Annotated in this window: 17 protein-coding genes; 10 read left to right on the top strand and 7 right to left on the bottom strand. The window is 56.2% G+C overall.

Features of this window, described 5'->3' with window-relative positions; translation table 11 throughout:
- Window positions 1–180: 180 nt before the first annotated feature.
- From DFO57_RS18680 to DFO57_RS18670, 3 genes are all read left to right on the top strand, one after another.
- Complete coding sequence (locus DFO57_RS18680; protein WP_110015584.1) at window positions 181–1,581, top strand: MFS transporter; 1,401 nt, start codon at window positions 181–183, stop codon at window positions 1,579–1,581.
- A 10-nt stretch (window positions 1,582–1,591) separates the two neighbouring features.
- Window positions 1,592–3,547, top strand: coding sequence for a glycoside hydrolase family 127 protein (locus tag DFO57_RS18675; RefSeq protein WP_019106063.1), 1,956 nt, complete (start codon window positions 1,592–1,594; stop codon window positions 3,545–3,547).
- A gap of 244 nt (window positions 3,548–3,791) precedes the next feature.
- Window positions 3,792–4,862, top strand: coding sequence for an AI-2E family transporter (locus DFO57_RS18670; RefSeq protein WP_013026686.1), 1,071 nt, complete (start codon window positions 3,792–3,794; stop codon window positions 4,860–4,862).
- Between the two features lie 37 nt (window positions 4,863–4,899).
- Here the strand turns inward: DFO57_RS18670 and bcp are convergent, their stop codons facing one another.
- Together bcp and DFO57_RS18660 are read right to left on the bottom strand one after the other, a co-directional pair.
- Window positions 4,900–5,367 carry a thioredoxin-dependent thiol peroxidase gene (bcp, locus tag DFO57_RS18665; RefSeq protein ID WP_014605294.1) on the bottom strand — a complete coding sequence of 156 codons (468 nt, stop codon included), beginning with the start codon at window positions 5,365–5,367 and terminating at the stop codon, window positions 4,900–4,902.
- Between the two features lie 142 nt (window positions 5,368–5,509).
- Window positions 5,510–6,091: a glycine cleavage system transcriptional repressor gene (locus tag DFO57_RS18660; protein ID WP_089517136.1), complete on the bottom strand. Its 582-nt coding sequence runs from the start codon at window positions 6,089–6,091 to the stop codon at window positions 5,510–5,512.
- 143 nt (window positions 6,092–6,234) lie between these two features.
- Here DFO57_RS18660 and dapA point away from each other — a divergent pair, with 143 nt between their 5' ends.
- The 6 genes from dapA (at window position 6,235) to ypfH (ending at window position 12,732) form a co-directional block, all read left to right on the top strand.
- Window positions 6,235–7,113, top strand: coding sequence for a 4-hydroxy-tetrahydrodipicolinate synthase (dapA, locus tag DFO57_RS18655; protein ID WP_014594282.1), 879 nt, complete (start codon window positions 6,235–6,237; stop codon window positions 7,111–7,113).
- Window positions 7,114–7,127: 14 nt separating this feature from the next.
- Window positions 7,128–8,159, top strand: coding sequence for an outer membrane protein assembly factor BamC (bamC, locus tag DFO57_RS18650; protein ID WP_015699760.1), 1,032 nt, complete (start codon window positions 7,128–7,130; stop codon window positions 8,157–8,159).
- 146 nt (window positions 8,160–8,305) lie between these two features.
- On the top strand, window positions 8,306–9,019 hold the full coding sequence (gene purC / locus DFO57_RS18645; protein WP_014605296.1) for a phosphoribosylaminoimidazolesuccinocarboxamide synthase: 714 nt from the start codon (window positions 8,306–8,308) through the stop codon (window positions 9,017–9,019).
- Window positions 9,020–9,150: 131 nt separating this feature from the next.
- A complete protein-coding gene (locus DFO57_RS18640) occupies window positions 9,151–10,014 on the top strand; it encodes a neutral zinc metallopeptidase (RefSeq protein ID WP_110015583.1) in 864 nt (287 codons plus the stop codon).
- The gene (locus DFO57_RS18635; protein WP_110015582.1) at window positions 10,011–11,978 is read left to right on the top strand and encodes a tRNA(Met) cytidine acetyltransferase TmcA; all 1,968 of its coding nucleotides are present in this window, start codon (window positions 10,011–10,013) and stop codon (window positions 11,976–11,978) included. Before DFO57_RS18640 ends, DFO57_RS18635 begins: the two co-directional genes overlap by 4 nt.
- 73 nt (window positions 11,979–12,051) lie before the next feature.
- Window positions 12,052–12,732 (top strand): esterase, encoded by a 681-nt coding sequence (gene ypfH / locus DFO57_RS18630; protein ID WP_014605298.1) that lies wholly within the window; start codon window positions 12,052–12,054, stop codon window positions 12,730–12,732.
- 35 nt (window positions 12,733–12,767) lie between these two features.
- Here ypfH and DFO57_RS18625 read toward each other — a convergent pair whose 3' ends face one another.
- Genes DFO57_RS18625 through DFO57_RS18615 form a run of 3 tightly spaced genes read right to left on the bottom strand, consistent with a single transcriptional unit; the run spans window position 12,768 to window position 14,476 of the window.
- Window positions 12,768–12,956, bottom strand: a complete 189-nt coding sequence (locus DFO57_RS18625; protein WP_013026677.1) for a YpfN family protein — start codon at window positions 12,954–12,956, stop codon at window positions 12,768–12,770.
- 22 nt (window positions 12,957–12,978) lie between these two features.
- On the bottom strand, window positions 12,979–14,106 hold the full coding sequence (gene dapE / locus DFO57_RS18620; protein ID WP_013026676.1) for a succinyl-diaminopimelate desuccinylase: 1,128 nt from the start codon (window positions 14,104–14,106) through the stop codon (window positions 12,979–12,981).
- A gap of 1 nt (window position 14,107) precedes the next feature.
- Window positions 14,108–14,476, bottom strand: a complete 369-nt coding sequence (locus tag DFO57_RS18615; protein ID WP_014605300.1) for an ArsC family reductase — start codon at window positions 14,474–14,476, stop codon at window positions 14,108–14,110.
- Window positions 14,477–14,788: 312 nt separating this feature from the next.
- Here DFO57_RS18615 and ypfM point away from each other — a divergent pair, with 312 nt between their 5' ends.
- Window positions 14,789–14,923 carry a protein YpfM gene (gene ypfM / locus DFO57_RS23110; RefSeq protein WP_022623485.1) on the top strand — a complete coding sequence of 45 codons (135 nt, stop codon included), beginning with the start codon at window positions 14,789–14,791 and terminating at the stop codon, window positions 14,921–14,923.
- A 129-nt stretch (window positions 14,924–15,052) separates the two neighbouring features.
- Here the strand turns inward: ypfM and acrD are convergent, their stop codons facing one another.
- Both acrD and DFO57_RS18600 read right to left on the bottom strand, forming a co-directional pair.
- Window positions 15,053–18,169, bottom strand: a complete 3,117-nt coding sequence (acrD, locus tag DFO57_RS18605) for a multidrug efflux RND transporter permease AcrD (RefSeq protein ID WP_110015581.1) — start codon at window positions 18,167–18,169, stop codon at window positions 15,053–15,055.
- A gap of 165 nt (window positions 18,170–18,334) precedes the next feature.
- Window positions 18,335–18,967, bottom strand: coding sequence for a response regulator (locus DFO57_RS18600; protein WP_013026673.1), 633 nt, complete (start codon window positions 18,965–18,967; stop codon window positions 18,335–18,337).
- Between the last annotated feature and the right edge of the window lie 114 nt (window positions 18,968–19,081).

Raw genomic sequence — 19,081 nt, 5'->3', positions numbered from 1 at the left:
GACATGTACCTGATCCAGTTCACACTTTGCTTCACAGGTCGGAATTACCCCGTTTTTATACTTTTTTGTGCTCTTGTTGGTGAACGGATTCCTGACAAAATAAATCGGGTTAAGCGCTAAAACACCAATAAGCCCGGCATAAAGCGGGCAATCCTCTCTGTCCTGCATGAGGCATTTTAAATGACTTCTACGACTATCGCTCAGGCCGATCTTAGCCCGTCGGCTACGCAGAGTGCGCTGTCCCTGCGAGAGAAAATAGGTTACGGCTTGGGTGACGCCGGTGGCACGGTGATCACCTGCCTGATCACCAACTTCCTGACGTTTTTCTACACCGATGTGTTTGGCTTAACGCCCGCGCTGGTCGGCACCCTGTTTATGGTGCTGCGCGTGTTTGACGCGGTCTCCGATCCGGTGATGGGCGTCATTGCCGACAGAACCCATAGCCGTTGGGGGCGCTTCCGCCCGTGGCAGCTCTGGGTGGCCGTTCCCCTTGGCCTCATTGGTGCGCTGACGTTCACCGTGCCCGCCGTCAGCATGGACATGAAAATTGTTTGGGCGTTTGCCACCTATCTGCTGCTCTCTGTCAGCTATACCGCCATCAACGTGCCCTATTGCGCGCTGATCAACACCATGACCACCCGCCACACAGAAGTGCTGGCCTGCCAGTCATGGCGCTTTGTATTGTGCGGGGTGGCCGGGTTTCTGGTTTCGGTAGGGCTGCCGTGGCTGGTCGCGGTGTTGGGTAAGGGAAATGCGGCCCTGGGCTATCAGTCTGGCGTCGGTATCCTGTGCGCTCTGGCGGTCGTGATGTTCCTGTGTTGCTTCTTTTGGGTCCGCGAGCGCGTACCGCTGGACAGCCTGGGCAAATTTACCCTGCGTGAGCATCTGGCCGGGCTACGCAAAAACGATCAGCTGTTGCTGATGCTGGTGATGTCTTTTTTGCTGATTAACGTGTTTAACATTCGCGGCGGCGGCTACATGTACTTCATTACCTATGTGTTACAGGGCAGCACGGCTTTCACGTCGCTGTTTTTTACCATGGTGACGTTAGCCTCCATTGTGGGATCGGTGATCGTGAACCCGCTTTCCAGGCGGATTGACACCGTCCGGCTGTATTACTGGACCAACCTTGTGCTGGCCGCACTCGCAGTCATGATGTGGTTCCTGCCGGTCGGGCCGTCATGGCAGATATTGTGGCTGGTGGTGATCCTCAGTAATGGCATCATCCTCGGGTTCACTCTGCCGCTGCATTTTGCCCTGATGGCCTTTGCTGATGACTACGGCGAATGGAAAAACGGTGTCCGCTCGTCGGGCATGAATTTCGCGTTTAACCTGTTCTTTATCAAGCTTGCCTGGGCCTCCAGCGCCGTCATTATCAGCCTGCTGTTTGTCATCGTGACTTATAAGCCGGGGATCGGCAATCAGACGGCTGCCTCCCTGCACGGTATTACCGCCACGGAAACCCTGTTACCGGCGCTGTTCCATCTGTTGCTGGCATTCACCATCAGCGCCTGCAAGCTCACTAACCCGATGATGGCGCAGATCGCCCACGACCTGCGTATTCGCCATGTTCCGTCTTGAGGAGAGTAAGATGTCTGTCAATGAAGTCGATCTGCATAAGCTGACTATCCACGATCCGTTTCTCGGTAAGTATCAACAACTGGTGCGGGAGGTGGTCATTCCTTATCAGTGGGAGGCGCTTAACGATCGGATCGAGGAAGCCGATCCCAGCCATGCCATCGAAAACTTTCGCATCGCGGCTGGCCAGCAGGACGGGGAATTCTATGGCATGGTGTTTCAGGACAGCGATGTAGCGAAATGGCTGGAGGCGGTGGCCTGGTCGCTTTGCCAGAAGCCTGACGCGGAACTGGAGAAAACGGCCGATGAGGTGATTGAGCTGATCGCGGCGGCGCAGTGCGAGGATGGCTATCTCAACACTTACTTCACCGTGAAAGCGCCGCAAGATCGCTGGACCAACCTTGCTGAGTGCCACGAGCTTTACTGCGCCGGGCACATGATTGAGGCGGGCGTGGCATTTTATCAGGCGACCGGCAAACGCCGTTTACTGGAGGTGGTGTGCAGGCTCGCCGACCATATCGACAGCGTGTTTGGCCCTGAGGAGCATCAGCTGCACGGTTATCCTGGCCATCCCGAGATCGAGCTGGCGCTGATGCGGTTGTATGAAGTGACTCAGCAACCACGCTATCTGGCGCTGGTGAATACGTTTGTCACGCAGCGCGGCACCCAGCCTCACTTCTATGATATTGAGTACGAGAAACGCGGACAGACTTCCTACTGGCATACCTATGGCCCGGCATGGATGGTGAAGGACAAGGCTTACAGCCAGGCGCATCAGCCTCTTGCCGAACAGCAGCACGCAGTGGGCCACGCGGTGCGGTTTGTTTATCTGATGACCGGCGTAGCGCACCTCGCGCGTCTGAGTCAGGACGAAGGAAAGCGTCAGGACTGCCTGCGGCTGTGGCACAACATGGCTCAGCGGCAGCTTTATATTACGGGCGGAATCGGCTCCCAAAGCAGCGGTGAGGCGTTCAGCAGCGATTATGATTTACCTAACGACACGGTATATGCCGAAAGCTGCGCGTCCATCGGCCTGATGATGTTTGCCAGACGTATGCTGGAAATGGAAGCCGACAGCCAGTACGCCGATGTGATGGAGCGCGCGCTGTATAATACGGTACTGGGCGGTATGGCGCTGGACGGGAAACATTTCTTCTACGTCAATCCGCTGGAGGTGCAGCCGAAAACCCTGCATTTCAACCATCTTTACGATCATGTGAAACCGGTGCGCCAGCGCTGGTTTGGCTGTGCCTGTTGCCCACCAAACATCGCGCGTTTACTGACCTCGCTCGGTCACTATATCTATACGCCGCACGAGAATGCGCTCTTTATCAATCTCTACGTCGGCAACCGGGTTGATGTGCCCGTCGGCGATCGCACGTTGGGTATCCGTATCAGCGGTAACTTTCCCTGGGAGGAAACGGTCACGATTTCTGTGGATGCCACCCAGCCCGTAAAACATACTCTGGCGTTACGACTGCCTGACTGGTGCGAGGCGCCGCAGGTGAGCTGTAACGGTGAGGTGGTGACGGATCGCGCCCGCAAAGGCTACCTGTACATTGAACGGATTTGGCAGGAGGGCGACACGCTCACGCTAACGCTTCCGATGCCGGTGCGCCGGGTGTACGGTAATCCGCTCGTGCGTCATGTGGCGGGTAAGGTGGCTGTCCAGCGCGGGCCGATAGTCTACTGCCTGGAGCAGGCCGATAACGGCGAGCAGTTACACAATGTATGGCTGCCCGCGTCTGCGGCGTTCAACACCTTTGAAGGGAAAGGCGTCTTTGCGCACAAGGTGTTAATCCAGGCTGAAGGGGTGAAAAAGACCGCCCACGAGCCAGCGCAACAGCCGCTGTGGAACTACGACCGCGCACCGGCTGCACCGCAGAGCCAGACGTTAACGTTTATTCCCTGGTTCTGCTGGGCGAACCGGGGAGAAGGGGAGATGCGTATTTGGGTAAACGAAGCCTGACCCCAGAACATTGACCGACAGCGGGCCGGAAAGGCGTTCGGCCCGCTGTAAATAGAATCGGTGGTGATTCGCCTGCCAGTGGACACAGCCTCAGCCAGGTTCAAACTCCCGTTAACAGGGCCGTGCAGGCCTGCCATCGCCCGGTCAACGAAAGCTGTCAGGCCACAGACTGCTTTTCACATCTTTCCCGCACCAGAATATCCGGTACAATCATGGCCCTTTTTGACGTTATGGACCCAACGGCATGCTGGCTTTATTGATTCAATGGTACAAACGCCGTTTTAGCGATCCGCAGGCGATTGGCCTGCTGGTGATTCTGCTGGCGGGATTCTGCATTCTTTTCTTTTTGAGTGGGTTGCTGGCGCCCTTGCTGGTGGCGCTGGTTCTCGCTTACCTGCTTGAATGGCCGACGGTACGGCTGCAACGCATTGGCTGTACGCGGAGCTGGGCGACCAGCATCGTGTTGGTGCTGTTTGCCGGGATTCTGCTGGTCTTGGTCTTGATTGTCGCCCCCGTCGCCTGGCAGCAGGGCATTAACCTGACGCGGGATCTGCCCAACATGCTGAACAAGCTCTATCTGTATGCGGCGGGTTTACCCCGACGTTTCCCCGCGTTGGTCGATGCGGGCATCATTGACGTCATCGTTGAAAACCTGCGCGGTCGTCTTAGCGGGGTAGGCGATTCGCTGGTGAAATATTCCCTGGCCTCGCTGGTAGGCTTGATGACCCTGATGATTTATCTCGTGCTGGTGCCGCTCATGGTGTTCTTCCTGCTGAAGGACAAAGAGCAGATGCTGAACGCCGTTCGGCGCGTGCTGCCGCGCAATCGCGGGCTGGCGGGGGAAGTGTGGCAGGAGATGAATCAGCAAATTACTAACTACATTCGCGGCAAGGTGCTGGAAATGGTGGTGGTTGGGATCGCCAGCTGGCTGGCTTTCATGTTCCTCGGCCTTAACTACTCGCTTTTGCTGGCCGTATTAGTGGGGGTTTCGGTTCTGATCCCCTATATCGGCGCGATGCTGGTCACCATTCCGGTTATTGGCGTAGGGTTGTTTCAGTGGGGGCTTGATAGCGAGTTCTGGACGCTGTTAACCGTCTATCTGGTGATTCAGGCACTGGACGGCAATGTGCTGGTGCCGATTTTGTTCTCAGAAGCAGTCAATCTGCATCCGCTGGTGATCATCTTGTCAGTGGTGATCTTTGGCGGAATGTGGGGATTCTGGGGCGTGTTTTTTGCGATTCCGCTCGCCACCCTGGTCAAGGCGGTGGTGCACGCGTGGCCTGAAGCCCCGCTGGATGAAACGCTGAGTCGCTAAACGTTCAGGGCGCGGACGATGCCGCGCCCTGAAGACATCAGGCTGACTTGAGGTAGTCCATCACGATGTCGTGGTGGTTTGACGTTTTGAAATCGTCGAACACCTTTTCGATTTTGCCATTCGCATCCACCAGGAAACTGATGCGATGAATGCCGTCGTAGGTTTTCCCCATAAAGGTTTTTTCACCCCAGACGCCAAACTGCTCGCAAACCTGATGCTCCTGGTCCGACAGCAGCGTGAAGTTAAGCAGCTCTTTTTCTGCAAAACGTGACAGCTTTTCGGGTTTATCCGTGCTGATCCCCAGCACCTCGACGCCAGCTTTTTTCAGCTCATCCATGTTGTCACGCAGACCGCATGCCTGCACGGTACAACCCGGCGTCATGGCTTTTGGATAGAAATAGACCAGAACACGCTGCCCCTGGAAGTCGGCTAAATTTACTTGTTCGCCATCCTGATCGGGCAAGCTAAATTTCGGTGCGGTATCACCGGCTTTCAGTGGATTCATCACATCTCTCCATTTTGAGTTCATGCTGTGGTTAATACACCAAGAGGCGAGAAACTGCCAAATGGAAAATTATCTGTTTCAGACGTATTCCTCACCTGACTGCACTTTTAACGTAGCAGAACAGTCACGGGGGCGCTCGTCTTTACCTGCCGGGTGCGGCCAGTTCACGATTATCGGCATCGCTCAGGCTGTAGAGACGCAACGAACCCTGCGCGTTAAGCTCCTGGCATAATTCATTAAAGGCCTGCTCAAAGGCCGGACCATCGCTCCGCGTCGGGCTGTGCGCCGTCATCTGAATATAGAGCGTAGCGGGCCTGTCGTGCTGGGCTGGCTGAATGCGTGACACCAGTTCAGCGATGTTCATCAGGTGCTTGTCCGTTAAATCCGTAAAGCGCTCAATAATATGCGGTGAGTCAGCGACTTCGACCTGAATAAACGCCGTATCCGGCATCGGAGGGCGGGCGGTCGCATGGGTGCGTTTCATCACGATGAGCAGCTCCAGCTCTGCGCCTTTAAGCGGCAGCGTTGACTCAATCAGCGTAATGGCGTTCCAGCTACCGGACAGCAGCATAATGAACGTGAATTCATCCCCAAGCATGGCAAGGCGACTGTCTTCGATGTTGCAACCGCAACTGCTGACGTGACGGGTAATCGTATTGACGATACCCGGGCGGTCAACACCCAGTGCGGTGATCACCAAGTGGTGGGGTTGAGATTGCTGCAAAATAGGATTCCCTGTGCATTTGCTAATAACCATAAGGTAAACATAAAAAAAACTGCTGACAAGCGCGGGAATAGCGGAGCTTGCTTGCTTTTCCCTAAGTGTAAAACGTACCATGAAGCACTTGTTTGTCGAGGGGATCGCCAATGTTTACGGGAAGTATTGTTGCACTCGTTACGCCGATGGATGACAAAGGTAATGTCTGCCGTGCGAGTTTGAGAAAACTGATTGATTACCATGTCGCCAGCGGTACGGCGGCGATCGTTTCCGTCGGCACCACCGGCGAGTCTGCCACGCTGAGCCATGACGAACATGGTGATGTCGTGCTGCAAACCCTGGAACTGGCGGATGGGCGTATTCCCGTGATTGCCGGAACCGGTGCGAATGCCACCGCTGAAGGCATCTCTCTAACCAAACGCTTTGAAAATTCTGGCGTTATTGGCTGCCTCACCGTCACGCCTTACTATAACCGCCCCACGCAGGAAGGCCTGTTTCAGCACTTTAAAGCGATTGCCGACAGTACCAGCCTGCCACAAATGCTGTATAACGTACCTTCGCGCACCGGCTGTGATATGTTGCCGGAAACCGTTGCCCGCCTCGCCGAAATCAAAAATATTATCGGAATCAAAGAGGCAACGGGGAACTTATCCCGTGTCAGCCAGATCCAAGAGCTGGTTAATGATGAGTTCATCCTGGTGAGCGGCGACGATGCCAGCGCACTGGACTTTATGCAACTGGGCGGCAAAGGCGTCATTTCGGTGACGGCTAACATAGCAGCACGCGAAATGGCCGAGCTGTGCAGGCTCGCACAGCAGGGTAATTTCGTTGAAGCTCGCCGTCTCAATCAGCGTCTGATGCACCTGCACCAGACGCTTTTCTGTGAACCTAATCCAATCCCGGTTAAATGGGCGGCAAAACAGCTAGGATTAATCGCTAATGACACGCTGCGTCTGCCAATGACACCACTGACTGCGGTTGCACAGCCGAAAGTGGAGCAGGCGCTGGTGAAAGCGGGTTTGCGATAATTTAGGGAGTTTGAATGAATTACTCAGTAAAGCGGTCAACGATTGCAACAGTGGTGGGGCTTTCCACCCTGATGCTATTGTCGGCCTGTTCGAACGATCAGCGTTACAAACGCCAGGTCAGCGGTGATGAGTCCTACCTGCAGGCCAGTGGTCTGCGGGAGCTGAAGGCACCGTCGGGCATGATTCTGCCTGTCCAGAACGGGGAATACGATATTCCGCCTTCAACCAGCAAAGCACCGGTTGGCAAGCAGCTAGATATTCGTCCACCAGCCCAGCCTCTGGCTCTGATGAACGGCTCACGCGCCCAGTTCAGTAATAACACTGGTGTGCTGATGTTTGATAACAGCCGCGGATCGATTTGGTCGCAGGTTGTGGGTGTCGTCCAGTCTAATAACTTCCCGATCGCTTCCCGTAATGACGCCGGACAACAGCTGACCACCGACTGGGTACAGTGGAACCGTGCAGACGAAGATAAGCAGTACCGTGGTCGTTACCAAATCAGCGTTCAGTCGCAGAGTTATCAGCAGGTCCTGACCGTCCGTCTGCTGGAGCTGCAGCAGGAAGGCAACAGCGTGACCTCGCCAGTGCAGATTCAGCGTTATACCGCGCAGATGCTGAACGACATCGCCGCAGGGATGGACAAGATCGCCACCGCGAATGAAAACGCTGCCGCCGGCCGCGTCAGTGGTGCGATTGATGTGCAAAGCGGTGCCGACGACACCGGCCTGCCTATGCTGGTGTTACGCACGCCGTTCAATGTTGCCTGGCAGCGTCTGCCTGCGGCCATGAGCCGTGTAGGAATGGACGTCACCGACAGCACGCGCTCAACCGGCAGCATGAAAGTGACCTACAAAGCGCCGGGCAGCAGCACCTGGGACAGCGTGGGCGCCAAAGATCCTGAGTTGCCAAACGGCGATTACAAGGTTCAGGTTGGTGACCTCGACAACCGTACCAGCCTGCAATTTATTGATCCTAAAGGCCATGTGCTGACGCAGGCGCAAAACGACGCGCTCGTGGCAGTGTTCCAGGCCGCAATGAACAAATAAAAAATTACCCCAGGCCGGAGATTCTCCGGCCTTTTTATTTCGTTTTTTGGCATAATAGCGCGAGACGAGGTAATCGATTGCGTCACGGCAATCAACGCAAAATGCCTGCCTCAGAACCGGATCTTTCATGTTTGGAGTTAAATAAGATGCAAAAGCGAGCTGAGTTGTATCGCGGTAAAGCGAAAACCGTATACAGCACCGATAACCCGGATCTGCTGATACTTGAATTCCGCAACGATACATCAGCAGGCGACGGCGCCCGCATTGAGCAGTTTGATCGCAAGGGCATGGTGAATAACAAGTTCAACCATTTCATCATGACGAAGCTGCAGGAAGCGGGCATCCCGACACAGATGGAAGCCCTGCTGTCAGATAACGAAGCGCTGGTGAAAAAGCTGGACATGGTCCCGGTCGAATGCGTAATCCGTAACCGTGCGGCCGGTTCGCTGGTGAAGCGTCTTGGCGTCGAAGAAGGGATTGTGCTGAACCCGCCGCTGTTCGACCTGTTCCTGAAGGACGATGCTAAACACGATCCGATGGTTAACGAATCTTACTGCGAAACCTTTGGTTGGGTCAGCAAAGAGAATCTGGCCCGTATGCGTGAGCTGACCTATAAAGCCAACGACGTACTGAGCAACCTGTTTGATAAGGCAGGTTTGATTCTGGTGGACTTCAAGCTGGAGTTTGGCCTGTTCAACGGCGAAGTGGTACTGGGGGACGAATTCTCACCCGATGGTGCGCGCCTGTGGGACAAAGAAACCCTGGATAAAATGGACAAAGACCGTTTCCGTCAGAGCCTGGGTGGCCTGATTGAAGCCTATGAAGCGGTAGCCCGTCGCCTGGGCGTCAAACTTGACTGAGTAACGCTCAGCAGGTCACGAAAAGGAGAGCGCAGGCTCTCCTTTTTCATTTTGGTGTAAAGCTGGTGATTGCGCCGTCACGCATCTAAAATCATGCCATCTGAGTTAATACGCCACAGGGAGCAAAAACCATGCGCTGGCAAGGACGTCGCGAAAGCGACAATGTCGAAGATCGCCGTAATCAGTCATCCGGTAACCGGGGAGGACGCATTCCTCTGCCACGCGGCAAGGCGGGCATTATCATGCTGATTCTGGTCGCGGTGGCGGGTTATTACGGTTATGACCTGACCCCGTTGCTGACCGGGGGCGAGGTGACATCGGGCAACCAACAGCAGCAGCGCACCGCCAACCCGAATCAGGATGAGGCGGCAAAGTTTACGTCGGTCATGCTGGCGACAACCGAAGACACCTGGGACAAGTTGTTCAAACAGATGAACAAACAGTATACGCCGCCGAAGCTGGTGATGTATCGCGGCGCTACGCGCACCGGCTGCGGCACCGGACAGTCTGTTATGGGGCCCTTTTACTGCCCGGCAGACCAGACTGTTTATATCGATCTGTCATTCTATGACGAAATGAAAAACAAGCTTGGGGCAGGCGGCGATTTTGCCCAGGGCTATGTCATTGCGCATGAAGTCGGCCACCATGTGCAGAAGTTGCTGGGCATTGAACCCCGGGTACGTCAGATGCAGCAGGGGGCCAGCCAGACTCAGATTAATCAACTGTCCGTGAAAATGGAGCTTCAGGCCGACTGCTTTGCGGGCGTCTGGGGCCACTATATGGAACAGGAAAAAATCCTCGAAGTGGGGGATTTACAGGAAGCGTTAAACGCAGCCGAAGCCATTGGTGACGATCGTCTGCAGCAGAAAACCCAGGGCCGGGTTGTGCCGGAAAGCTTTACGCATGGTACGTCCGCGCAGCGGTATACCTGGTTCAAACGCGGATTCGACAGCGGTAACCCTGGCCAGTGCGACACCTTTGCTCTTAAAGGATGAACCTGAAAGCAGCGACCTGCGCCATGCAGGCCGCCGGTATACGGCGGCTGGCCGTGATCGGCGGCGAAGCCGACTGGTGCCGGGACACCGCGCTCTCATGGAGCCAGACGCTGGAAGGCGACTGGCTGTGGCTGAGCGATAACCCGCCGGAAACCGGCACGCACTGCGCCCCGACCGCATTTCGTACGCTGCTGGGGCGTGAATTCCATCATGCCGTGTTTGATGCCCGTCAGGGGTTCCATGCCGAGGCGCTGGCGGCGCTGGCCGGAACGCTGACGGCCGGTAGCTGGCTGCTTCTGTTAGTGCCCCCCTGGGCGCGCTGGGCGCAGCAGCCCGATGCGGACAGCCTGCGCTGGGCTGATGTCAGCGAGCCGATTGCCACGCCCCATTTTGTCCATCACCTGCAACGCCTGACGGAAGACGATAAGCAGGCGCTGTTGCATCAGCAGCCGCAGCCGCTCGCGCTGCCCAACTGGTCGTCACGGCCGGCCTGGCACTGTCAGGCCGCGAGTCAGCAGCAAAGCATTCTGCAAGAGCTGGCGCATTTTTCCGCTGGCGTGGCGGTCATCACCGCCGCGCGCGGCAGAGGCAAATCGGCGCTCGCAGGCATGCTGGCGCGACAGAATACGCGCTGCCTGGTAACCGCACCGGCAAAAATTACCACCACAGTGTTAGCCTCTTTCGCCGGAGAACATTATCGGTTTATGGCACCGGATGCGATTCTGGCGCTGCCCGACCAGCCTGAGTTTGACTGGCTCATCGTGGATGAAGCCGCGGCCATTCCCGCTCCGCTGCTCCATGCGCTGGTAGCACGTTTCCCGCGCGTGTTGCTGGTAACGACCATTCAGGGTTACGAAGGCAGCGGCCGTGGCTTTATGCTCAAGTTCTGCGCTGAGCTGCAGCAGGTGCGCTACTTTACGCTGGACGAACCGTTACGCTGGGCTCGCCACGATCCCCTGGAACACTGGCTCAACCAGGCTCTGCTGTTTGAGGATGCCGCTGAAACCCCGTCCCTGGAGGAGCGTGCGCCCCGGCGAGCAGAGGCGTCTGATTTCGCCGCCCAGCAGGCGGCTTACCAACTGCTGACCAGTGCGCATTACCGCACCTCACCGCTGGATCTGCGTCGCCTGTTGGATGCGCCAGGCATGCATCTGTGGCTGGCGGGCGAGGTTCCGGCGCTACAGGGCGCGCTATGGCTGGTAGAAGAGGGCGGGCTGACGGATGAACTGGCGCAAGCGGTATGGGCGGGCCACAGGCGGCCTCGCGGTAATCTGGTGGCGCAGTCGCTGGCCGCGCACGCCGGGCTGACGGAAGCCGCCACGCTGCGCGCCTTGCGAATTAGCCGGATTGCCATTGCCGCACCTGCGCGCCGCCGGGGAATCGGTAAGCAACTGGTGGCCGCCGCCTGCGCGGATGCCGCCGGATATGATTACCTCTCGGTCAGCTTTGGCTACACTGAACCTCTCTGGGCTTTCTGGCAAGCCTGTGGCTTTACGCTGGCGCGAATTGGCAGTCAGCGAGAAGCCAGCAGCGGTTGTTATGCGGCGATGGCCGTGCTGGGGCTGACGACGGCCGGCAAAGCGCTGCAGCAGAAGGCGGAGGGAAGCCTGGCCCGTGACTGGCCGCTGCTCAGACCGCATATTCCGCTGGACCTGCCGCTACCGGCAGCCTGTGACCACGCGTTTACCCGGCACGATGCCTGGCTGGCCGCCGGTTTTGCCTGGGCGCAACGCCCGCTGGAAGCGAGCCTGGCGGTGCTTCAGCGGCTGGTTGGCATCAGCCAGCAGCCTTTGCCGCTCCTGCGACAGGCGGTGAATGCCGACACCAGCCTGGCTGAACTGGCTCAGTCTGCCCGGCTCAACGGACGCAAGACGCTGATTACGGCCTTACGCGCTGAAGCCGCCGCTGCGCTACTGGCGTTACCCGGCAGAGAAGGCGAAGCGTTGCGTGAGCAATTGCAATAAATCCACCAAGACATTCAAATATTCCCACTATCATCCTGCGCCCGGGGGCGTAGAGTAGTCGCAGGAGGTCGATATGACACTGAAATATGTAATTGTTCAGCAGCCCACTCAGGCTGCCCAGCTGTTTCTGCTTTATCATGCCGTGGGGGACAATCCCGACGCGATGGGCCAAATTGGCAGCTGGTTTGCTAAAACGTTTCCGGCGGCGCTGGTGGTGTCGGTGGGATCGCCGGGGCCGGGCGGTCAATGGTTTAACGAAGCCGGCCTGCATGATAAAAGCGAGCAGGCCTGTGTAGACAGCAGCATGCCGCAGTTTGTCGAGTCCGTGCGTCACTGGCAGCAGAAAAGCGGGGTGCGTCCCGAAGCCACGGCACTGGTGGGGTTTTCACAGGGGGCCAGCATGGTGCTGGAAGGCATCAAAGCCCACGACGATCTGGCTGGCCGGGCGGTTGCCTTTAGCGGTCGCTTTGTGACGCTACCGGAAAAGGCCAGCACGCGGACTACCGTGCATCTGATCCATGGTGATTATGATGACCATATCCCGCTGATGCAGGCGCAACAGGCGGAACAGCGTTTAACCGCGCTAGGCGGTGATGTCACGCTGAATATCGTAGAGGATTTGGCGCATGCCATCGATCAGCGCAGCATGGATTTTGCGCTGCATCATTTGCAGTATACCGTGCCGAAACGTTACTTCGATGAAGCCTCAGGCGGGGCAAAACCTGGCGATGACGATGTCATTATGATGATGTAACCGCGCGCCCTCGCGATGGCGGGGGCGCATGACCGTTATTTTTTCTTCGGCCAGTTGTCGTCCTCGTCCCACTTGTCGTTGAAATCACGATGAGGCGGGAGATCGGGTTTGTTATCCATAAATTTTTTATGATCGATGCGTTTCAGATCTTTATAGACGTTCATTAACACGCCCACCATCAGCAGGATCACCAGGATCCACCAGTAATCTTTAATAAACTCCATAGGCCCGCTCCTTCCCTCGCTGTCAGGCGATCAATTGTTCCATGATGCGTTGATACATCCGACTCAGCATTTGTAAGTCTGATGCTTTCACGCATTCGTTAATTTTGTGAATCGTGGCATTCACCGGACCCAGTTCCACCACCTGCGAGCCCATACGAGCGATAAAACGTCCGTCAGAGGTTCCACCAGAAGTCTGCAACTGCGGCTTAATTTCATTATAGTGCGTAACGGCGTTGACCACGGCATCAACCAGCTTGCCGCGTGAGGTCAGGAATGGCTGGCCGGAAAGCTTCCACTCAATGGTGTAACGCAACTGATGGCGGTCCAGCAGTTCTGCGACACGCTGCTGAATCAGGGTATCGGTGAGTTCCGTACTGAAACGGAAGTTGAACTGCACAAACAGCTCGCCGGGGATGACGTTGTTACTGCCGGTTCCCGCCTGAATGTTGGCGATCTGCATGCTGGTGGCCGGGAAAAAGGCGTTACCCTGATCCCATTCCGTGGCGACCAGCTCGTTAAGCGCCGGCAGAGCACGGTGCACGGGATTATCCGCCAGTTGGGGATAGGCTACATGGCCCTGTACGCCATGCACGGTCAGGTTCGCGGTGATGGAGCCACGACGACCATTTTTCACGACGTCACCCACGACTTCGTTGCTGGAAGGTTCTCCGACCAGGCAATAATCCAGACGCTCGTTACGCGCCATGAGGCGCTCAACCACTTTTACCGTTCCGTTCGCGCCGCTGGCTTCTTCGTCAGACGTAATTAAAAAGGCCAGACGCCCCTTGTGATGAGGATGAACGGCGACAAACCGCTCGGCGGCAACAACCATGGCGGCCAGCGATCCTTTCATATCCGCTGCACCGCGCCCAAACAGCATGCCGTCGCGGATGGTGGGTTCAAACGGGGGATTAATCCAGCGGCTGGCATCGCCCGGGGGAACAATATCGGTGTGGCCGGCAAACGCCAGGGTTTCGCCTTCGCCGCGCGTGGCCCAGAAATTCAGCGTGTCGTTGATGTTCATGGTTTCGATGTGGAAACCTATCGCTTCCAGGCGTGCAATCAGCAGCGCCTGACATCCGGCGTCATCGGGGCTGAGAGAAGGGCGACGAATAAGCTGCTGCGTCAGCTCAATGACCGGACAAAACATATTATGACTTCTCCTGAAGACGATTCTGGTAAAGAGATTCGCTGAAGCCCAGCAGCAGCGAGCCGTCGGGTGCGCGCAGGACAGGGCGCTTGATGATAGCGGGCTGGGCCAGCATCAGCGCTTTTGCACTGGCGGCATCGGTGACGGCCTCGCGCTCTGCCTCGGGCAGCTTACGCCAGGTCGTGCCGCGCGTGTTGAGCAGATCCTGATAGCCCAGTACGTCGATAAACTGCTGCAGCTGGTCACCGGTCAGGCCGTCAGCACGATAATCATGGAAGCGATAGTCCACGCCCGCCGCCTCTAAACAGCGACGTGCTTTTTTAATCGTGTCGCAATTTTTAATCCCAAACATGACCCACTGCGCGCTCATCGCCTGCTCCTGTCATTAAAATCAGCTCTGGAGTTTACCATAGTGTGATCTGATGCAGCATCCGCCCGATCGCGCCTGTACCGAAAAATACCCTGCATGGAGGCGTTTCCCGTCAGGGGTAAACGGTTTCAGTTTTGCCTCTAATGATTTCGCGGTTTATCATTTCGGAATTAAGAATTTCCTTAATTGCGATTTTTAGGCTACGTCCTGGTCAAAACCGCATTAAAACCTGTCAGCTTAGGCCCTTGCTGAAGTGTGCGTCAGCCAGCAGATCAGAAAATACTCAGCTTTTTGTCGCCTTTGCCGATAGTAATGACAGGTGTAAACGTATTCACCAGGCGAAAAAAAAGGCGTAATATTGCCACTACAATAAGAGAGGGTTCTATGATTGACACCGAAATGGGGAACTGGAAAGAATTCATCGAAGCGATGTTACGCAACAAGTAACACGTGAGGAGAAAAGCAGGGCACTTTCCCCTCTGCTGTAATTCTGACCACACACACGAATAAAACGGCCGCTGCGAACAGAGGCCGTTTTTTTTGCCTGATTGAGGCGCCGTCAGGAAAGCGGGTTAATCAGTCCCGATGCTTCTCTTTCAGGGGAAAGCGGCGACGCACCAGCACAAAGAACAGCGGCACAAACAGAATGGCCAGAATCGTGGCAGAAATCATCCCGCCCATCACGCCCGTTCCCACAGAATGCTGACTGCCGGAGCCTGCGCCGCTGCTGATCGCCATCGGCAGCACACCGAAGATAAAGGCCAGCGACGTCATCAGGATCGGCCGCAGGCGCTGGCGTGACGCCGCCAGCGTCGATTCAATCAGTTCGCCTCCCTTACTGTTAAGCTCGTTAGCAAACTCGACAATCAGGATGGCGTTCTTGGCCGAAAGCCCGACCACGGTCAGCAAGCCCACCTGGAAATAGACGTCGTTCTCCAGCCCGCGCGTCCAGGTGGCAATCAGCGCACCGATCACGCCAAGCGGGACGACCAGCATGACAGAGAACGGGATCGACCAGCTTTCATACAGGGCTGCCAGGCAGAGGAAGACAACCAGCAGCGAAACCACATACAGCGCGGGTGCCTGAGAGCCCGATAACCGCTCCTGATAGGATGCTCCCGTCCACTGGAAACCCACGCCAAGCGGCAGGGATTCGACCAGTTTCTCCATTTCATTCATCGCTGTACCGCTACTCACGCCCTCTGCGGCTTCCCCCACGATTTCCAGGGAGGAGTAGCCGTTATAGCGTTCCAGACGCGGTGAACCGGTTTGCCAGCGGCTGGTGGCAAATGCCGAGAAGGGCACCATGGTGCCACTGCTGTTACGCACGTACCATTTATCGACATCGCCGGGCAGCATGCGATAGGGCGCATCAGCCTGTACATACACTTTTTTTACCCGTCCACGATCCAGAAAGTCGTTCACGTAGCTTGAGCCCCAGGCAGTGGCTAGCGTGTCGTTAATGGTATCCAGTGATACGCCCAATGCCTGGGCTTTGCGCTCATCAATATCAATTTGCAACTGCGGGCTGTCATCAAGGCCGTTATGACGGACACGGGACAGGAGCTTATCTTTGCTGGCCTTGTCGAGCAGCATGTCGCGCATCGCCATGAGCTTGTCATGCCCGATGCCGCCATGATCCTGTATTTCCAGGTCAAAGCCCGATGAGCTGCCCAGACCGGTAATCGCCGGCGGACTGCTCGCAATGACCGTGGCCTCATTGATGTGTTTGAACGCTTTTCCGGCGCGCTTAATGATGGCGAACGACGTGCGATCGGCCCCGGGTCTGTCACCCCAGTCTTTCAAACGAATAAACAGACGCGCGACGTTCTGCCCGTTCCCGCCAGGGCCGGAACCGATCGTTGAGAAGACCGACAGCACGTTATCTTTCTCTTTCGTCAGGTAGTACTTTTCCACTTTTGCCACTACCGCCGAGGTCTGATTCATGCTGGAACCGGCGGGAAGCTGGACCTGGGTCAAAATCATGCCCCGATCTTCCTGGGGCAGAAAAGACGAAGGCAGATGAAGAAACAGGAACGCCATGATGCCAATAATCCCCACATACAACAGCAGCCAGCGGCCGCCCGTGCGCAGAATGTGGGCGACACCACGCTGATAGCGGTCGGCGTTGCGGTTGAAATGGTGGTTAAACCAGCGAAAGAAGCCGCGCTCGCCGTGATGTTCCCCTTTGGCGATGGGCTTAAGCAGCGTGGCACACAGGGCGGGTGTCAGGATCATCGCGACCAACACCGACAGGATCATGGCGGAGACAATAGTCACCGAAAACTGGCGGTAGATTGCCCCGACGGTGCCACCAAAAAAGGCCATAGGAATAAATACGGCGGAGAGTACCAGCGCAATTCCGACCAGTGCCCCCTGGATTTGCCCCATCGATTTGCGGGTGGCAGCGCGCGGCGAGATCCCTTCCTCGCTCATGATACGTTCAACGTTCTCCACGACCACAATCGCATCGTCCACGAGCAGGCCTATCGCCAGCACCATAGCGAACATGGTCAGGGTGTTGATGCTGTAGCCGAAGGCAAAGATCACACAAAAGGTGCCAAGCAGCACGACGGGCACCGCGATGGTAGGGATTAACGTGGCCCGGAAGTTCTGCATAAACAGATACATCACGCCAAATACCAGCAGAATAGCTTCCAGCAGGGTTTTGACCACGTCGGTGATAGAGGCTTTAACAAAGGGCGTGGTTTCATACGCGATTTTCGCTTCCAGCCCGTGCGGAAAATAGTGTGATAATTCATCCAGCCGCCCCCGCACCAGTTTATCGGTGTTCATCTCGTTGGCACCGGAGGCCAGTTTTATGCCCAGGCCGGAGGCGGACTGGCCATTATAGCGGCTGAGGGAATCGTATTTTTCAGCGCCGAGCGCCACCGTTGCGACATCACCTAGCGTCACCACGGAGCCATCGGGATTATTCTTCAGGGTAATCGCTTTAAACTGGTCGGGGGTTTGCAGCATCGCCTGCGCGTTCACCGTGGCGTTCAGCGCCTGATTATTGACGGCCGGTAGCCCGCCCACCTGGCCCACTGCAACCTGGGTATTCTGGGATTTGATGGCATTGACCACATCATCGGTGGTCAGGGCATAGGCGGTTAGCTTGTAGGGATCGAGCCAGATGCGCATAGCATATTGCGTACCGTAGGCATCCACTTCACCCACCCCATCAATACGGCTTAAGGGCTCCTGAATATTACTGGCGACATAATCAGCAATATCTTGTTTGTTCATGCTGCCGTCAGTTGAGACAAACGCCACCATCAAAATGTTACTGTCGCCGGTTTTATTGACGGTCACCCCTTGTGACTGCACCGGTTGAGGTAACTGGCGCAGGGCCGACTGCAACTGATTCTGAACCTGCTGACGGGCTTCATCAGGATTGGTACCCGCGGTAAAGGTGAGGGTGATTTGCGCCTGGCCGGTATTACTGCTGTTGGAGGACATATACATCAGGTTATCGATACCGGTCATGTTCTGTTCGATAACCTGAGTGACGGTATTTTCCAGCGTTTGCGCTGAGGCGCCGGGATAAGTGGCGGTAATACGCACGTTGGGCGGGGCGAGATCGGGATATTGCTCAACAGGAAGTGAAATAATGGCGAGCGTGCCGCAAAGACACAATAAAATAGCCAAAACCCAGGCGAAAATTGGGCGGTCGATAAAGAAATTCGACATTGAACCGACACTCCTCACTGCTTTTATTATTAATATGAGCGATGCAGCGCGTGACGCACGGAAAAATCCACGCAAACCACGCACGGGTAGGACTCTACTTTACGTGCGAGGCGGGTTTGAAAAGTGGAGAAATTGTAGAGAATGTGTAAGTTTGCGCGTTTTTTATCAACTGTTTCGGCGCTCAATCCACATAATTGTTGCAGCAACGCGTGAACGTACATCAAGTTTGCGCAGGACATTACGAATGTGGACCTTCACCGTTTCTTCCGAGATATGAAGTGCATGAGCCACGTCTTTATTGGACAAGCCCCGCGCCACTTCCTGCATCACGCCGCGTTCGCGTTCGGTCAGCAAGCGGAAGGGATCGTCACTGTTATGTCGCATGGACAGAGCGTGCCTTACCGCATCGCTAAACACCGTCTCACCCTGTAGGGCCTGCATGATCTGGCGCAACAAGATTTCGGGTTCGCTGTCTTTGAGTAAATAGCCGTCCGCTCCTGCATCCACCAGGGCGTAAATGTCACTGCGCGCGTCAGAGACCGTCAGCACCAGAATACGTGAGCTGATGCCTTCATGACGAAGCGCTTTTAACGTATCCAGCCCTGACATCCCTTTCATGTTGAGATCGAGCAGGATGATATCCGGTGTCAGACGGCGGGCTTCCGCCAGCGCTTCAGTCCCGTTACTGGCTTCAGCGATGACCTGCAACTGCGGCTCCAGCGCCAGTAGCTGGCGGATGCCGCGGCGCATAAGGGGATGATCGTCCACGATCATAATGGTTAAAGCAGGTTGTGCCATGTTAGCTCCCTGTGCACTGGATGTCAGACGGCGGTACGGGCAATGCGAACGATCGGCTTTCCAGACCGTTCCAGAATGGTGATGCGCAGAATGTTGATTGTAATGGTTAATTCT

Source organism: Pantoea sp. AG702 (assembly GCF_003182295.1).
Lineage (GTDB): Bacteria > Pseudomonadota > Gammaproteobacteria > Enterobacterales > Enterobacteriaceae > Pantoea > Pantoea ananatis.
This window is presented reverse-complemented; position numbering and strand designations above follow the sequence as displayed.

Coding starts and splice junctions, on each gene's coding strand:
- DFO57_RS18680 (WP_110015584.1), top strand. CDS start 181: ATGACTTCTACGACTATCGCTCAGGCCGATCTTAGCCCGTCGGCTACG.
- DFO57_RS18675 (WP_019106063.1), top strand. CDS start 1,592: ATGTCTGTCAATGAAGTCGATCTGCATAAGCTGACTATCCACGATCCG.
- DFO57_RS18670 (WP_013026686.1), top strand. CDS start 3,792: ATGCTGGCTTTATTGATTCAATGGTACAAACGCCGTTTTAGCGATCCG.
- bcp (WP_014605294.1), bottom strand. CDS start 5,367: ATGAATCCACTGAAAGCCGGTGATACCGCACCGAAATTTAGCTTGCCC.
- dapA (WP_014594282.1), top strand. CDS start 6,235: ATGTTTACGGGAAGTATTGTTGCACTCGTTACGCCGATGGATGACAAA.
- bamC (WP_015699760.1), top strand. CDS start 7,128: ATGAATTACTCAGTAAAGCGGTCAACGATTGCAACAGTGGTGGGGCTT.
- purC (WP_014605296.1), top strand. CDS start 8,306: ATGCAAAAGCGAGCTGAGTTGTATCGCGGTAAAGCGAAAACCGTATAC.
- DFO57_RS18640 (WP_110015583.1), top strand. CDS start 9,151: ATGCGCTGGCAAGGACGTCGCGAAAGCGACAATGTCGAAGATCGCCGT.
- DFO57_RS18635 (WP_110015582.1), top strand. CDS start 10,011: ATGAACCTGAAAGCAGCGACCTGCGCCATGCAGGCCGCCGGTATACGG.
- ypfH (WP_014605298.1), top strand. CDS start 12,052: ATGACACTGAAATATGTAATTGTTCAGCAGCCCACTCAGGCTGCCCAG.
- DFO57_RS18625 (WP_013026677.1), bottom strand. CDS start 12,956: ATGGAGTTTATTAAAGATTACTGGTGGATCCTGGTGATCCTGCTGATG.
- dapE (WP_013026676.1), bottom strand. CDS start 14,106: ATGTTTTGTCCGGTCATTGAGCTGACGCAGCAGCTTATTCGTCGCCCT.
- DFO57_RS18615 (WP_014605300.1), bottom strand. CDS start 14,476: ATGAGCGCGCAGTGGGTCATGTTTGGGATTAAAAATTGCGACACGATT.
- ypfM (WP_022623485.1), top strand. CDS start 14,789: ATGACAGGTGTAAACGTATTCACCAGGCGAAAAAAAAGGCGTAATATT.
- acrD (WP_110015581.1), bottom strand. CDS start 18,169: ATGTCGAATTTCTTTATCGACCGCCCAATTTTCGCCTGGGTTTTGGCT.
- DFO57_RS18600 (WP_013026673.1), bottom strand. CDS start 18,967: ATGGCACAACCTGCTTTAACCATTATGATCGTGGACGATCATCCCCTT.